General features: G+C 37.4%; 14 protein-coding genes. All 14 read left to right on the top strand.

Annotated features, from left to right (window positions below; genetic code table 11):
• Positions 1 to 21: 21 nt before the first annotated feature.
• Positions 22 to 897, top strand: coding sequence for a 4-hydroxy-tetrahydrodipicolinate synthase (gene dapA / locus BR30_RS0119590; protein ID WP_026566484.1), 876 nt, complete (start codon positions 22 to 24; stop codon positions 895 to 897).
• 223 nt (positions 898 to 1,120) lie between these two features.
• On the top strand, positions 1,121 to 2,788 hold the full coding sequence (locus BR30_RS0119595) for a ribonuclease J (protein WP_026566485.1): 1,668 nt from the start codon (positions 1,121 to 1,123) through the stop codon (positions 2,786 to 2,788).
• Between the two features lie 97 nt (positions 2,789 to 2,885).
• Positions 2,886 to 3,641, top strand: a complete 756-nt coding sequence (locus BR30_RS0119600; protein WP_026566486.1) for a ClpP family protease — start codon at positions 2,886 to 2,888, stop codon at positions 3,639 to 3,641.
• 14 nt (positions 3,642 to 3,655) lie between these two features.
• Positions 3,656 to 3,874, top strand: a complete 219-nt coding sequence (locus tag BR30_RS0119605) for a YlzJ-like family protein (protein ID WP_331280802.1) — start codon at positions 3,656 to 3,658, stop codon at positions 3,872 to 3,874.
• Positions 3,875 to 4,006: 132 nt separating this feature from the next.
• A complete protein-coding gene (locus BR30_RS0119610) occupies positions 4,007 to 6,355 on the top strand; it encodes an FtsK/SpoIIIE family DNA translocase (RefSeq protein WP_026566488.1) in 2,349 nt (782 codons plus the stop codon).
• Between the two features lie 296 nt (positions 6,356 to 6,651).
• The gene (locus BR30_RS0119615) at positions 6,652 to 7,377 is read left to right on the top strand and encodes a GntR family transcriptional regulator (protein ID WP_026566489.1); all 726 of its coding nucleotides are present in this window, start codon (positions 6,652 to 6,654) and stop codon (positions 7,375 to 7,377) included.
• Between the two features lie 87 nt (positions 7,378 to 7,464).
• Entirely contained in the window at positions 7,465 to 8,547 is a 1,083-nt protein-coding gene (locus BR30_RS0119620; protein ID WP_026566490.1) for a BMP family lipoprotein, read from the top strand.
• Between the two features lie 197 nt (positions 8,548 to 8,744).
• Positions 8,745 to 10,280, top strand: coding sequence for an ABC transporter ATP-binding protein (locus BR30_RS0119625; protein WP_026566491.1), 1,536 nt, complete (start codon positions 8,745 to 8,747; stop codon positions 10,278 to 10,280).
• Positions 10,273 to 11,319, top strand: a complete 1,047-nt coding sequence (locus BR30_RS0119630) for an ABC transporter permease (protein WP_026566492.1) — start codon at positions 10,273 to 10,275, stop codon at positions 11,317 to 11,319. The genes BR30_RS0119625 and BR30_RS0119630 overlap by 8 nt, the downstream gene beginning before the upstream one ends.
• Position 11,320: 1 nt before the next feature.
• A complete protein-coding gene (locus tag BR30_RS0119635; protein WP_026566493.1) occupies positions 11,321 to 12,280 on the top strand; it encodes an ABC transporter permease in 960 nt (319 codons plus the stop codon).
• A gap of 194 nt (positions 12,281 to 12,474) precedes the next feature.
• Positions 12,475 to 13,755 (top strand): EF-P 5-aminopentanol modification-associated protein YfmF, encoded by a 1,281-nt coding sequence (gene yfmF, locus BR30_RS0119640; RefSeq protein ID WP_026566494.1) that lies wholly within the window; start codon positions 12,475 to 12,477, stop codon positions 13,753 to 13,755.
• Complete coding sequence (yfmH, locus tag BR30_RS0119645) at positions 13,755 to 15,047, top strand: EF-P 5-aminopentanol modification-associated protein YfmH (RefSeq protein WP_026566495.1); 1,293 nt, start codon at positions 13,755 to 13,757, stop codon at positions 15,045 to 15,047. Before yfmF ends, yfmH begins: the two co-directional genes overlap by 1 nt.
• A 70-nt stretch (positions 15,048 to 15,117) precedes the next feature.
• Positions 15,118 to 15,837 (top strand): elongation factor P 5-aminopentanone reductase, encoded by a 720-nt coding sequence (gene ymfI, locus BR30_RS0119650; protein WP_026566496.1) that lies wholly within the window; start codon positions 15,118 to 15,120, stop codon positions 15,835 to 15,837.
• A gap of 81 nt (positions 15,838 to 15,918) precedes the next feature.
• Complete coding sequence (locus BR30_RS0119655) at positions 15,919 to 16,176, top strand: DUF3243 domain-containing protein (RefSeq protein WP_026566497.1); 258 nt, start codon at positions 15,919 to 15,921, stop codon at positions 16,174 to 16,176.
• Positions 16,177 to 16,330 lie beyond the last annotated feature (154 nt).

A 16,330-nucleotide genomic window follows, 5' to 3' on the forward strand; every position in this document is an offset into this window, starting at 1 on the left:
GGTATTGAGAGGAGTAGAAATATGGTTCATTTCGGGCGAGTTTCGACGGCAATGGTAACTCCCTTTGATAAAAAAGGACATATTGACTTTGCTAAAACCACGCAATTAGTGAATTATTTAATTGAAAATGGATCAGATTCCCTTGTGATTGCTGGAACCACTGGTGAATCGCCAACCTTGTCTAAGGAAGAAAAACTGGCATTATTTGATCATGTTGTTAAAGTAGTAAATAAGCGCATTCCTGTAATAGCTGGAACAGGAAGCAATAATACTTATGCATCCATTGAATTGACAAAAAAAGCTGAGCAGCTGGGTGTGGATGCGATAATGGTTGTTGCTCCTTATTATAATAAACCAAATCAAGAAGGCCTGTATCAGCATTTCAAGGCTGTTGCAGAAGCAACTTCCTTGCCGGTAATGGTTTACAACATACCAGGCCGGTCTGCAGTTAATATCCATCCTGAGACGATTATTCGGCTTTCAAAGATAGCGAATATTGTTGCGGTTAAGGAAGCAAGCGGTGATCTTAATGCAATGACACATATCATTGCTAATACAGATGATGATTTTGTTTTATATAGTGGGGATGATAGTATGACAATCCCAGTTCTTTCTATCGGTGGGGTAGGTATAATTTCAGTTGCATCACATGTGATTGGAAATCAGCTGCAGGAAATGGTTAATAGCTTTTTAAATGGTGAGAATGAAAAGGCTGCTAAAATGCATCAGCAACTCCTCCCTATTATGCAAGGGTTATTTGCTGCTCCGAGTCCTGCTCCTGTAAAAACGGCTTTACAGGTATCAGGATTAGATGTCGGGTCAGTAAGGCTCCCACTCGTTGGGCTGACAGAACAAGAACGTACAACATTGATTACTCTATTAAATCAATTAAAATGAATAAACAAAGCCAACCGAAACAAATAGTCGGTTGGCTTTTTTATTCAGTAAAAGTCATTACTAATTTTTTGTTGGAAAGGTTTTCAAAAATCAAGTATAATAATCATAACTGATTTGGATCGGAAATAAGAAAAGCAGATGCACCCAATGAGCGGAGCAAGAGCTAGACATTTTTCGGAGTTCAATAAATTAAATTTAGTTACAACATAGGAGGATTTACAAATTGATAAACAAAATTAATAACTCCATTAAGTTAATCACACTTGGTGGCGTAGGAGAAATCGGAAAAAATATGTACCTTGTTGAAGTGGACAAGGACATATTTATAATTGATGCCGGCTTAATGTTCCCCGAGGAAGAAATGCTAGGCATAGATATTGTAATTCCGGATATTACATATTTAAAAGAAAATAAGGAACGGGTAAAAGCAATTTTCCTTACTCATGGACATGAAGATCATATTGGGGCATTATCATATGTTCTCCGTCATATTGATGTACCTGTTTATGGAACTAAGCTCACACTGGCACTTGCAAGTGCAAAACTTAGGGAGCAGGATTATTTTAGTAAGACAAATTTTATTGAAGTGCAGTCAGATACGATTGTTAACTTAGATGCAGTTGATGTAAGTTTCTTTAAAACCAATCATAGTATTCCAGATTCTGTGGGGATTTGCATCCATACCTCTGAAGGATCCATTGTATATACAGGTGATTTTAAATTTGATCAAGCTGCTACAAAGCTTTATAAACCTGAAATCGGAAAGATGGCCGCTATTGGGGAACAAGGGGTTTTATGTTTATTGTCTGATAGTACGGAAGCTGAAAAGCCTGGTTATACTGCATCAGAAGCAATTGTGGAGCGTGAAATGTCCAATGCCTTCTATAATGCACCAGGGAGGATTATTGCAGCATGTTATGCCTCAGATATAAATAGAATTCAGCATATTTTTAATGCAGCCAAGGAAAACGGACGTAAAGTCGCCGTGGTTGGAAAAAGCTTAGAGAGAATTTATCATATTGCCCTTGATTTGGGTTATTTAGAAGTAGATGAGGATTTAATTATTCCAGTTAGTCAGTTAAAAGAATATCAGGATCGGGAAATTGTCGTATTAATGACAGGAAGTCAGGGTGAACCAATCGAGGCTCTGCAGAAAATGGCAAAGCAAATGGATAAAGTGGTTAACATCCAAAAAGGAGATACCGTATTAATTGCCGCTTCCCCACTGAGAGGCAGTGAAGTATTTTTATTTAAAACTATCGATATGCTCTTTAGAGCTGGTGCTAATGTAATATCAGGTAAAAGGACCATCCATGTGTCAAGTCATGGCAGTCAAGAAGAATTAAAATTTATGATTAACTTAATGAAACCAAAATATTTAGTTCCTGTACATGGTGAATATCGGATGCTTAAAGCGCACCGAAAATTAGCTTTGGAATGTGGTCTCACTGATGAACAAATTATTATCCCTGACCGTGGAGATATTATTGAATGGAAGGAAGGCAGACTAGCCATTTCCGGCAAGGTTCCTTCTGGGAATATTCTAATTGATGGCATTGGTGTTGGTGATGTCGGGAATATCGTCCTTCGTGACCGAAGGCTCTTATCTCAGGATGGAATCCTAATTGTCGTAGTGACATTAAAAAAACAAGACAAGAGTATAGTAGCTGGTCCTGAAATTATTTCTAGAGGATTTGTTTATGTTCGCGAATCAGAAAAATTGATGGAGGAGTCAACAAAACTAGTTCGTGACATTGTAGAAAGAAATATTGCCAAAGAATCATTTGAATGGTCTAGTTTAAAGCAAGAAATAAGAGAAGAATTAAATCGAAATTTATATGAAAAAACAAAAAGAAGACCAATGATTCTCCCAATCATTATGGAAATCTAGAATGAAAGCACTGGACAACCAGTGCTTTTTATTTTTGGCATGATTTTACCTTATAAGATAATACTAACTTATATCATGCTTGAAGGGAGTATTAAGGATGAATAACGATTTACAAAAGGATAAAACTGCAAGTCAAGAAGGCGGCGAACCCCAAAAAGAGGAAAAACCTTCTTCTGCTTTAATAGAAAAAATTCAGCAGCTAGGACAAACAAATGTCCCACAGCTGTCAACAGATTCTAAAATTCATTGTCTGACAATTATTGGTCAAATTGAAGGGCATTTGGCACTGCCACCACAAAACAAAACAACAAAATATGAGCATATCATTCCTCAGCTTGTAGCAATAGAACAAAACCCTAAAATAGAGGGTGTTCTCATTATATTAAATACGGTTGGCGGTGATGTTGAGGCAGGTCTAGCCATATCTGAGATGCTTGCTACTCTTTCAAAGCCGACGGTTTCCATTGTATTAGGAGGTGGGCACTCCATTGGAGTCCCAATTGCTGTCTCCTGTGACTACTCCTTTATTGCTGAAACGGCAACTATGACGATCCACCCTATTCGATTAACAGGTCTTGTGATTGGCGTGCCGCAAACCTTCGAATATATGGATAAAATGCAAGACCGGGTCATTAACTTTGTAACCAAGCATTCAAAAATTAGCGAAGAAACATTTAAAGATTTAATGTTTGCAAAAGGAAATTTAACCAGGGATATTGGAACGAATGTAATTGGTGTTGATGCTGTAAAGTCAGGTTTAATTGATGAAGTAGGAGGCCTTGGACAGGCAATGAAAAAGTTAAATGAAATGATTGACATTCATAAAGAAAAGGATGAAGGGCTAATCCAATGATACTTTACACTATGATGCCACCCGAATTAATTTTTCCTTATGAGACGGAATCACCCAGCCAACAACATATGGTCAGCTACCAGGGCATACCCCTCTTAGTAGAGATGATAGATGGTCAAAATGTTCAAGTGATTCGGAATCTAAGCACAGATCCTCAGCATTACTTGGATAACCAAATATGCCCGGGAGCAAAAATTTCTTTCGCAAACCTAGACGGATTGTCCGCTATGTAATAGTAGATTATGGTATAATCGAGGGAAGACACCAGAGCAGCCAGTAAGGCTGCTTTCTTCCTTTTTACCCTCTTATACAGGGATGTTATATACTAAAGGAATAATATACCATAATAAATACAGGGTGATTAGATGGCAAAGAAAAAGAGAAGACAACCTAAAAAAAGAGATAACCATTTGAAAAAGACTGTTCAATTTGAATTATCCGCACTGGCCATTTTAGCGATTGCAATCATATCAATAGCAAAACTTGGTGCAGTAGGGAAAGCAACCGTGATCTTCTTCCGATTTTGGATGGGAGAATGGTATATGCTCAGTTTAATTGGACTAGTTGTATTAAGCGTTTATTTGATGTGGAAACGCAATATTCCTTTTTTCTTCCATATTAAATTAGTTGGAGTGTACTTTATTACTTCAGCGATTCTGCTCCTAAGTCATGTAACCCTTTTTCATTTGCTAACCAATGATGGGAAATTTAAAGACCCTAGTGTGATCAGCAATACATGGGAATTATTTATGATGGAACTTAGAGGTGAAACAAGCACAACCGATTTAGGTGGGGGAATGCTTGGGGCAGTATTATTTGCATTATTTCATTATTTATTTGCTGAGACCGGAACGAAAATTATTGCTTTTATTTTCATCTTAATTGGAGTTATTTTACTAACTGGGAAATCTTTTGGAGATTTTGTTGCGAAAATCATGATGGTTTTTGTTGATTTTTCAAAAAGTCAGTGGAATGAGTTTAAAAACGATATGACAGAATGGAAACAAAAAAAACAAGAAAAAAAAGCAGAAAGAACTACGCAAAGAAGACAAGAACAGGAAAATCGCGAACAAAATCGCCAGACAAGATCAACTACAGAACCACAATCTCCTCAGGAAGAAATCAGTTCACCAGAGCCAATTATTTCAAGCTTCGCTGATAGGGCCTATGTAGAAGAGGTAATTGATACAAATCAACCAGTAGAAACGAAGCAAACAAAAAGTAAACCGGAAGAAAATGAAGATCCAATTCCGCCAATCACTTTTACAGAAGTGGAGAATATCGACTATGAGTTACCGCCGCTTCGATTGTTAAATCTGCCTAAGAAAGCAGACCAAAGTGGTGAATATGAACAAATCCATGCGAATGCAGCAAAGCTTGAGAGAACATTTCAGAGCTTTGGAGTGAAAGCGAGAGTAACACAAGTACATTTAGGACCAGCTGTTACAAAGTATGAAGTTCATCCTGATGTAGGTGTAAAAGTTAGTAAAATTGTCAGTCTAAGTGATGACTTAGCATTAGCACTAGCTGCTAAAGGAATTCGAATAGAAGCTCCAATCCCGGGTAAATCAGCGATTGGAATAGAAGTTCCTAATTCAGAGGTGGCAATGGTTTCACTTCGTGAAGTATTAGAAGCAACCCAAAATGATAAGCCTGACTCTAAACTATTAATTGGTTTAGGCAGAGATATTACTGGTGAGGCTGTCTTAGCGGAATTAAATAAAATGCCGCATTTACTTGTTGCTGGTGCAACTGGGAGCGGTAAATCTGTTTGTATCAACGGAATTATTACTAGTATTTTGATGCGAGCAAAGCCTCATGAAGTAAAATTAATGATGATTGACCCGAAAATGGTTGAATTGAATGTTTATAATGGCATTCCACACTTATTAGCACCGGTAGTAACGAACCCCAAAAAAGCCTCACAAGCATTGCAAAAAGTAGTAAGCGAAATGGAAAGGCGTTACGATTTGTTCTCGCATACGGGAACGCGTAATATTGAGGGCTATAATGAACATGTGAGAAGGCATAACTTAGAAGAAAATGATAAACAACCATTGCTGCCATTTATTGTTGTTATTGTTGATGAGTTAGCTGACTTAATGATGGTTGCCTCATCGGATGTAGAAGATTCGATTACGCGCCTTGCACAAATGGCCCGTGCGGCAGGAATTCACTTAATTATTGCTACACAGCGGCCATCTGTTGATGTCATTACTGGAGTAATCAAAGCAAATATTCCATCCAGAATTGCCTTTGCCGTATCTAGTGCTACCGATTCCAGGACCATTTTGGATATGGGTGGTGCAGAAAAACTGTTAGGAAGAGGCGATATGTTATTCCTTCCAGTTGGAGAATCTAAGCCAGTTCGAGTTCAAGGTGCCTTCCTTTCGGACCAAGAAGTTGAGGACACGGTAGAATTTGTAATTGGACAACAAAAAGCGCAGTATCAGGATGAAATGATACCTGATGACATCCCAGAAGTAACGGGTGCGGTCGATGATGATATTTATGAAGAGGCAGTTGACTTAATTATTGAAATGCAAACAGCATCTGTTTCTATGTTACAAAGACGTTTTCGTATAGGGTATACAAGAGCAGCAAGGTTAATAGACGAAATGGAGGCACGAGGAATCGTTGGACCTTATGAAGGCAGTAAGCCACGAGCTGTCCTGCAGGCGAAACCAATAGATAAAGAAGAACAAAGTTCATAATTTATTTGATGAAACTAATAGAAGCTGTAAAAGATAGACTGGGATAAACTAGTGCCTTTATTATGATGGGAAAATTATCATAATAAGGGCTATTTTTACGGGTAAATTTTCTCATTATATCAAAAATATTATATAGGAAGAATTGCCTTGATACATTTGTGACATAACCTTCCCCGTTATCGACAAAATTTATAAATAGCTATTTATTTATTCAAAAAAAAGTGTTAATATAAATTTCGATTAGTAGAAATGATATCAGATGTCTGATGTCTAAGGAAAAGGCTGGAGGATACAGCATGTCTATAAAATCAGATAACCGGCATTTATACCTACAAGTTATCGATCGCCTAAAGCAAGATATTGCAGATGGGGTATATAAAGAAAAAGAGAAATTACCTTCTGAGTTTGATCTTGCCAAACAGCTTGGTGTGAGCAGGGCAACCCTTCGAGAAGCATTGCGGATCCTCGAAGAAGAAAATGTTATCATTAGACGTCATGGCGTGGGTACTTTTGTTAACGTAAAGCCTTTGTTTACTTCAGGGATAGAACAACTTAATAGTGTGACAGCCATGATCAAACAGGCTGGAATGACTCCCGGAACAATTTTCCTTAGTTCATCAACACAAGATGCTACCGAAGAGGATATTCGCCGTTTTTTCTGTTCTATTGATGAGGAGATTTTCGTGATGGAGAGGGTTAGAACCGCCAATGGGGAACCAGTCGTCTATTGTGTCGATAAGGTACCAAATCGTATTCTGCCGGATACATTTTCCCACGCAGAAGAATCAATCTTTCATATTTTGGAAGAAAAAGCAAACAGAAGAATTACATATGCGGTTGCTCAAATTGAGCCCTTAGGCTATCATGAAAAAATTTCCCCAATATTAGAATGCGAACCAGAAACTGCTTTGTTAGTTTTAAAACAAATGCATTTCGATGAAATGGATGAACCTATCTTGTTTTCGGTAAACTATTTTAAAGCAGACAAGTTTAGTTTTCATGTTTTAAGGAAAAGAATTTAATTTTTTTTATCCAGATTGAAAACGCAATCAGTCTTGCTACAAAAACATTTTTACTAAAATAAACTAAATTCATAGGGGGTCAATACCATGAAAAAGCGTAAAATTGGAACTGCTTTATCACTAGTTCTTGCTGCTGGTACACTATTAGGAGCATGTGGAAAAAGTGATGATACGAACAAAGATACATCAAAAGGCGGAGAAAAGAAAAATGAATTCTCTGTTGCAATGGTTACTGATGTTGGTGGTGTTGATGACAAATCATTTAACCAATCTGCTTGGGAAGGTCTACAAAAATTCGGAAAAGATAACGGTTTGACAAAAGGTAAAGGTGGATTTGATTACGTTCAATCGAAATCAGATGCAGATTACTCTACCAACTTAAACACTCTTGCCCGTCAAGATTTTGATTTAGTTTTCGGTATTGGATTCTTGATGCAAGGTGCTGTGGAAGAAATCTCCAAGCAACAAAAGGATCATAACTTTGCAATTGTTGACTCTGAAGTAGACCAACCAAACGTGGCAAGTATATTATTTAAAGAACAAGAAGCTTCTTTCCTAGCAGGAGTTGCAGCTGCAATGACCACAAAATCTAACAAAATTGGATTTATTGGTGGTATTGAAGGGGCAGTTATTGAACGTTTTGAAGCAGGCTTTGTAGCTGGTGTTAAAGCTGCAAAACCTGAAGCGACTGTTGACATTCAATATGCTGGTGCATTTGATAAAGCAGAGCTTGGACAATCGATTGCTTCAAAAATGTATTCTTCCGGTGATGATGTAGTTTTCCACGCAGCTGGTGGTACAGGTGTTGGTTTATTTAAAGAAGCTAATGACCTTAAGAAAAAAGATCCATCTCGTGAAATTTGGGCTATCGGGGTTGACAGTGACCAAGCAAACATGGGTCCAGATGTTGTTTTAACTTCCGCTCTTAAACGCGTAGATAATGCGGTTATCGACGTTTCTACAAAAGCGAAGGATGGTAATTTCCCTGGAGGTAAAGTGGCATTATTTGGTCTTGCTGAAGACGGTGTTGGTTTAGCACCAATCAATAGCAAAGCACCGAACAAAGCTGCGATTGAAACATCTGTTAAAGAATGGACTGACAAAATCAAATCAGGTTCAGTGAAAGTTCCTGGTACACGTGCAGAATTAAAGACTTTTAGCGTAAAATAATTTTTGGGGAATAAGCGGGAGAATTCTCGCTTATTCCAAATTATTGAATCCTAACTGAAGTGTAGAATAAATATTCTATCTTTCATTTAAGATTTTACTAGGGAGTTGATCCCTGTTTTTTTAAAATCCTGAAAGGTCTGACCTCTTACTACTATTGGTCAAATTTTCCTTTTATCTTAACGCGGGGAGTGAGAAAGATGGATTTTGTAATTGAAATGCTTAACATTCGAAAGGAATTTGGCGGTTTCGTTGCGAATGACAACATTACCCTTCAATTGAAGAAGGGCGAAATTCATGCATTACTTGGTGAAAATGGTGCAGGCAAATCCACTTTAATGAATGTACTTTTTGGTTTATACCAGCCGGAACAAGGAGAAATTCGGGTAAAAGGGAAACCAGTTAATATTTCAAACCCAAATATTGCTAATGATCTAGGGATCGGAATGGTTCACCAACACTTTATGCTTGTTGATACTTTTACTGTAACAGAAAATATTATCCTCGGCAGAGAAATCACAACAGGCGGTCGAATTGATCTTAAAAAGGCAGAAAAAGAGGTTCGTGAAATTTCAGAACGATATGGTTTGGCCGTTGACCCTCAAGCAAAAATTTCCGATATATCGGTTGGAATGCAGCAAAGAGTAGAGATTTTAAAAACGTTGTACCGAGGTGCTGAAATTGTCATTTTTGATGAACCATCAGCCGTCCTAACCCCACAAGAAATAAAAGAACTTATGCAGATTATGAAAACGCTTATAAAAGAAGGAAAGTCGATTATTTTAATCACCCATAAGTTAAAAGAGATTATGGAAGTTGCCGATCGTTGTACCGTCATACGAAAAGGTAAAGGAATTGGGACAGTAAATATTAGTGAAACCAACCCTAATGAACTTGCAAGCTTAATGGTTGGGCGTGAAGTGGTCTTCAAAACTGAGAAAACAGAAGCTAAACCCAAACAGGATGTATTACAGATTCAAGACTTACTAGTAAAAGATGCTCGCGGTATTAATGTTGTAAATGGTCTTAATCTAACCGTAAAAGCTGGAGAGATTGTTGGGATTGCGGGGGTTGATGGCAATGGACAATCAGAATTCATTGAGGCTATTACTGGTTTACGTAAGGCAGAAAGTGGCAGCGTGAAGTTAAATGGAAATGAACTTATTAACCATGCTCCTAGAAAAATAACTGAGGCGGGTGTTGGTCATATTCCTCAGGACCGCCATAAACACGGACTAGTGTTAAATTTCCCAATTGGTGAAAACATGGTCTTACAAACTTATAATAAAAAACCATATTCAAAAAATGGAATTCTAAATTTTAAAGAGATTTATAAAAAGGCAAGAACTTTAATTAGTGAGTTTGATGTCAGGACACCAAGTGAGTACACCTTGGCTCGCGCTCTTTCTGGTGGTAACCAGCAAAAGGCCATTATTGGACGTGAGGTTGACCGTAATCCGGATCTATTAATTGCAGCACAGCCTACTCGCGGATTAGATGTTGGAGCGATTGAATTTATTCATAAGCGTCTCATAGAGCAGCGTGATAATGGTAAAGCTGTTTTACTTATTTCTTTTGAATTGGATGAAATATTAAACGTGAGTGACCGAATTGCTGTTATTTATGAGGGGAAAATCGTTGCGGTAGTCAACCCAAGTGAAACTTCAGAACAAGAGCTTGGCTTATTGATGGCTGGGTCAAATAGAAAGGAAGCGGGTGAACACGCCAATGCTTAAAAGCTTTAAAAGTATCTTAACACCTATTATTTCCGTTTTATTGGGGATAATTGTTGGAACAATTATTATGATAATCAGCGGTTATGATGCACTCGCAGCATTCACAGCATTATGGAACGGGGCTTTTGGTGACTCTTATTATCTAGGAGAAGTAATTAGACAGTTTACTCCTTATATTCTTGCAGGACTAGCTGTAGCATTTGCTTTTCGTGTCGGCCTGTTTAATATCGGAGTAGAGGGACAATTTTTAGTTGGCTGGCTAGCCTCAGTATGGGTAGGAGTTGCCTTCGATCTCCCGAAAATTATCCATTTACCATTAGCTATTATAGCAGCTATGGTAGCTGGAGCATTGTGGGCGTTCATCCCTGGCTTCTTAAAAGCTCGTTTTCGCGTTCATGAAGTAATTGTTACCATTATGATGAATTATGTAGCCTTACACGTTTCTAATTATTTTATAAAAAATATCATTACAGATAATAAAGACAAAACAGATATGATTAAAGAATCTGCCACATTACGGTCTCCCTGGTTAGAGAGTTTAACTGATTATTCAAGACTTCACTGGGGGATTCTCCTTGCCATTTTAGCCTGCTTCATTATGTGGTTCTTATTAGAACGGACAACAAGAGGATTTGAATTAAGATCAGTAGGTTTTAACCAACATGCTGCCCATTACGCAGGGATGAATGTAAATAAAAATATTATCCTCTCTATGGTTATTGCTGGTGCATTTGCTGGTTTAGCAGGATCAATGGAAGGATTAGGAACTTTCGGCTACGCCACCGTTAAAGGCGGTTTTACTGGTGTTGGATTTGATGGGATTGCTGTTGCCCTGCTAGGTGGGAATACATCATTAGGTGTATTTTTCTCAGCCATATTATTTGGTGCACTTAAAGTGGGAGCATTGAATATGCCTCTCGAAGCAGGTGTTCCGAATGAATTAGTTGATATCATCATTGCCTTGATTGTATTCTTTGTTGCTTCAAGTTATATTATTAGAATATTTCTTGACCGAGTTAGTAAAAAGGAGGTGAAGTAAGTTGAGCTTAATGGAAATATTAATGATTGTTGTTCCATCCACATTGTTATGGGCAGCTCCACTTGTCTTCACTGCATTAGGCGGTATTTTCTCTGAGCGTTCGGGAGTTGTAAATATTGGTCTTGAAGGATTAATGGTTATAGGTGCATTTACAGCCATTGTGTTTAACCTTACCTTCGTTAATTCGTTCGGAAGCTGGACACCTTGGATTGCAATCGTAGTTGCAATGGTTGCGGGTGCGATATTTTCATTGTTGCATGCGGTAGCTGCGATTACATTCCGTGCTGACCATACTGTTTCTGGTGTTGCTATTAACTTGCTTGCATCAGGCTTAACATTGTTTCTAGTGAAACTAATCTATGATAAAGGTGAAACAGATATTATCAGCAAAGGATTCAATAAAATTGATATCCCGGTTTTAAAAGATATCCCGGTTATTGGGAAAATCTTTTTCCAAAACACGTATTGGACTTCATTCTTAGCAATCATTGTTGCCATTATCGTTTGGTACATTGTTTTTAAAACACCATTTGGACTTCGCCTCCGTTCAGTTGGTGAACATCCAATGGCTGCTGATACAATGGGGATTAATGTTACAAAAATGCGTTATTTAGGTGTTATTCTTTCAGGAGCTCTTGGTGGACTAGGCGGAGGAGTATACGCACAATCAATTACCTCTAACTTCAGCCACTCCACGATTAGTGGTCAAGGTTTCATGGCATTAGCGGCAATGATTTTCGGTAAATGGCATCCACTTGGCGCACTTGGTGCTGCAATATTCTTTGGTTTTGCCCAAAGTATCAGTATCATTGGCTCAAGCTTACCTTTCTTAAAAGAAATTCCGAATGTATACTTGTTAATTGCTCCATATGTTTTAACAATATTAGCTTTAACTGGCTTCATCGGTCGTGCAGATGCACCTAAAGCATCTGGTACTCATTATATTAAAGGCAGTAGATAATGCATCTACTATACAGAACCCTTGGTTATCGTGCCAGGGGTTTTTTTATGGAAGAAAAAGTGATATTGCTTGTATTGACCAACCCTGCCAAATTATAGTAATAAGTATAGGTTTTCTTTCAAAGGAAATGATATAAAGAAAAATGCTTACATATTGTAATGTAGAACCCTTTGAACAGTTAAGGAGGAATGGATGTGGCAACAGCTACAGAAAAAATAACAGAACTTAAGGGATATAGACTTCATGTGATCCCAACAGAAAAATATAAAACGAATACTTTAATCTGGAAAATGAAAGCCCCGCTTACAAAAGAAGATGTAACCAAACGAGCACTTCTTCCACAAGTATTGCAAAGCAGTTCAGCAAAATATTCTTCAACCACAGCACTTCGGTCCTATCTTGATGAGCTATATGGAGCGACACTTTTTGTTGATTTATCTAAAAAAGGTGAATACCACATCATGAGTTTTTCAATCGAAATTGCCAATGAAAAATTCTTAAGTGATCCAAGTCCATTATTAAGAAAAGGGTTTGAATTATTAGCAGAAATAATAACAAATCCAAACCTTAAAGGTAATGCTTTTGATCCAGGCACTGTAGAAAAAGAAAAGAGGACACAAAAACAAAGGATTCAATCCGTTTTTGATGATAAGATGCGCTACTCGAATGTACGCCTGATTCAAGAAATGTGTAAGGGGGAACCCTATGCTTTAGAAGTAAACGGGGATGCTGCCGATGTAGATGCCATTACTCCAGAGAATTTATATGAATATTATCAAAACGCCTTTTTATCTGATGAAATGGATTTATATATTATCGGTGATGTTAATGAAGAAGAAGTGAAGCAATTTGCATCAGATTTATTAAATTTTGAGGATAGAACACCGAAAAAATTAGTACAAGAAAAGGTAACCTTGAATAGAAAAGTTAATGAAGTGAAAGAGGAGCAAGATGTAAAACAAGGGAAATTAAACATTGGCTATCGCACAAACATCGTCTATGGTGATTCGGATTATTTTGCCTTGCAAGTGTTCAATGGCATATTTGGCGGGTTCTCGCATTCTAAATTATTTATAAATGTACGTGAAAAAGCAAGTCTTGCCTATTATGCAGCAAGCCGACTTGAAAGTCATAAAGGCTTAATGATGGTTATGTCAGGAATTGATTTAAAGAATTATGATCAGGCAGTTGGAATTATTCATGATCAATTAGAGGCGATGAGGAATGGTGATTTTACAGATCAAGAACTCGTTCAAACAAAAGCGGTCATCCAGAATCAAATCCTAGAGACGATAGATACATCGAGAGGGTTGACTGAAATTCTTTATCATAATGTTGTGGCCGATGCAAATATTAATCTTGATACATGGCTGCAAGAAATGCAAAATGTAACAAAAGAAGAAATTATCGCAGTCGCCAAAAAAATCGAAATCGATACCATCTACTTCTTAACAGGAACGGAGGCGGGCAAATAATGGAGAAAATTAGTTTTGACCAGCTTCAGGAAGAACTTTACCATGAAAAACTAGCCAATGGTCTAAATGTGTATATTTTACCGAAAAAAGGATTTAACAAAACCTTTGCTACCTTTACCACAAAGTATGGATCTGTAGATAATACATTTGTTCCATTAGGAAAAGAAGAGTATGTCAAAGTACCTGATGGAATTGCTCACTTTTTAGAGCATAAGCTGTTTGAAAAAGAAGATGGAGATGTATTTCAACAATTTAGCCGCCAGGGAGCATCGGCTAATGCGTTTACCTCCTTTACTCGAACAGCCTATTTATTTTCAAGCACGTCTGACGTAGAAAAAAATCTGGAAACCCTCATCGATTTTGTTCAGGATCCATATTTTTCAGAAAAAACAGTTGAAAAAGAAAAAGGAATAATTGGGCAGGAAATTACTATGTACGATGATAATGCGGATTGGCGTTTATATTTTGGATTGATTCAAAATCTATACCAAAATCATCCCGTAAAAATTGATATCGCTGGAACAATTGAATCGATTTCACATATTACAAAAGATTGGCTTTATGAATGCTATAACACCTTCTATCATCCGAGTAACATGCTATTATTTATTGTTGGCCCAGTTGATCCAGACAGTTTCATGAACCAAGTAAAAGAAAATCAAGCGAAGAAAGAATACAAAGATATGCCTGAAATTAAGCGTAAATTTGAAAATGAGCCGACAGAGTCAGCTGAAAAAAGACAAGTGCTAGAAATGAATGTGCAAACATCAAAATGTTTACTTGGAATTAAAGCACTTCATGTCGATCAAAGCGGAAATGAAATGCTGAAAAATGAATTAACCATGAATGTCTTATTGGATTTATTGTTTGGGAAAAGTTCGGAAAATTACAATCAACTCTACAATGAAGGACTAATTGATGAAACTTTTTCTTTCGATTATACCCAAGAACAAGGCTTTGGGTTTGCAATGATTGGCGGGGACACTGGAGAACCTGATAAATTAGCAGAAACTCTTCAAAAGATGCTGCTTGATGCTAAAAATCAAACTGTATTTAATGGGGAGCAACTAGAAAGAGCGAAAAAGAAAAAGATTGGTGCATTCTTACGGGCGGTAAACTCTCCAGAATATATCGCTAATCAATTTACGCGCTACGCGTTTAATGATATGAATTTGTTTGATGTGGTTCCAACACTTGAAAAAATCACATTAAACGATGTTAAAATGCTGGCATCAGAAGTCATTTCAGAAGAACGGTTTTCAGTGTGTCAAGTGATTCCGAAGAAAAAATAAATACATGAAAGCGTCGTAAACCCGGCGCTTTTTCTTTGTAAAAGTTTCAATTAAAGAGAGTGGGAACAAAATGAAATATGCATTAATTACGGGAGCAAGTGGTGGAATCGGCCAAGCGATTGCGTACAACCTAGCAGAAAAAGGCTATCATTTGTATCTGCATTACCATAAAAATAAACAAGCAATTAAGGAATTAATCAAAAAACTGGAGTCCTTCGGTGGGGAGTATATTCCAATTCAAGCAAATTTAGCTGATCCAAGTGGATATAAAAAGGTCTATTCAGAAATATTTTCTCTAGATGCGATTATCCATTGTGGGGGTCAAAGTCAATATGGGCTTCTAGTTGATTTACAACAATCTGAAGTAGAAGCATTATTAAATGTTCATGTGTTAACGCCATTAATGCTGACAAAAGAGCTTCTTCCGAAATTACTTGCTAAAGGAAACGGAAATATTGTGATGATAACCTCGATTTGGGGGCAAACTGGAGCGGCTTGTGAAGTGGCATATTCTACGGCTAAGGGTGCGCAAATTGCTTTTGTTAAGTCATTAAGTAAAGAAGTTGCCATGAATGGAATTCGAGTAAATGCCATTGCCCCGGGTGCTATCTTGACACCAATGATGGAAGGTTTTACATCAGAAGAAGTGGATCAGCTTTCTTATGAAATACCAATGGGCAGAATGGGGCAGCCGGAAGAAATAGCGAGAAGTGTAGCATATTTGCTTTCCGAAGATTCATCCTACATGACAGGACAAATCCTTGCAATAAATGGAGGTTGGTATACTTAAAAATTCAAAAGTAATCAATGCATAGTTCCCTCCACTTCGTCACAAAATAATCTTGTACAAATTTAAAGGAGGGAAATATCCATGTCTGTTTTAGATAACTGGAAACAATGGGAGGACTTCTTAGCCGATCGTCTTCATCATGCACAAAATGAAGGTATGAGCGATGGAGCCATTAGTAACCTTGCTTTTCAAATAGGTGATTATTTATCAAACCAAGTAGAGCCAAAAAACGAACAGGAAAGAATTCTTGCTGATCTTTGGTCAGTTGCAGATAAAGAAGAACAACAGGCAATTGCAAATATCATGGTAAAATTGATTCAAAATAACGGCGGTCGTTAAAAGAGAGGAGGACTTTCTCCTCTCTTTTTGTATGCATTCTTGGAGGAATCTTCGTTAACGAACGGAATATCTTTGTTTTTACTTTCATCTTCAACCAAAATCATTTATTATAGGGGTTAGAAAAGAAATTGTAAAAAAAATGTCGAAACTTCTT

It is taken from the genome of Bacillus sp. UNC41MFS5, assembly GCF_000686805.1.

Excerpts from the sequence above, each read along its gene's own strand:
- dapA (WP_026566484.1), top strand. The coding sequence starts at position 22 with ATGGTTCATTTCGGGCGAGTTTCGACGGCAATGGTAACTCCCTTTGAT.
- BR30_RS0119600 (WP_026566486.1), top strand. The coding sequence starts at position 2,886 with ATGAATAACGATTTACAAAAGGATAAAACTGCAAGTCAAGAAGGCGGC.
- BR30_RS0119605 (WP_331280802.1), top strand. The coding sequence starts at position 3,656 with ATGCCACCCGAATTAATTTTTCCTTATGAGACGGAATCACCCAGCCAA.
- BR30_RS0119610 (WP_026566488.1), top strand. The coding sequence starts at position 4,007 with ATGGCAAAGAAAAAGAGAAGACAACCTAAAAAAAGAGATAACCATTTG.
- BR30_RS0119615 (WP_026566489.1), top strand. The coding sequence starts at position 6,652 with ATGTCTATAAAATCAGATAACCGGCATTTATACCTACAAGTTATCGAT.
- BR30_RS0119620 (WP_026566490.1), top strand. The coding sequence starts at position 7,465 with ATGAAAAAGCGTAAAATTGGAACTGCTTTATCACTAGTTCTTGCTGCT.
- BR30_RS0119625 (WP_026566491.1), top strand. The coding sequence starts at position 8,745 with ATGGATTTTGTAATTGAAATGCTTAACATTCGAAAGGAATTTGGCGGT.
- BR30_RS0119630 (WP_026566492.1), top strand. The coding sequence starts at position 10,273 with ATGCTTAAAAGCTTTAAAAGTATCTTAACACCTATTATTTCCGTTTTA.
- yfmH (WP_026566495.1), top strand. The coding sequence starts at position 13,755 with ATGGAGAAAATTAGTTTTGACCAGCTTCAGGAAGAACTTTACCATGAA.
- ymfI (WP_026566496.1), top strand. The coding sequence starts at position 15,118 with ATGAAATATGCATTAATTACGGGAGCAAGTGGTGGAATCGGCCAAGCG.
- BR30_RS0119655 (WP_026566497.1), top strand. The coding sequence starts at position 15,919 with ATGTCTGTTTTAGATAACTGGAAACAATGGGAGGACTTCTTAGCCGAT.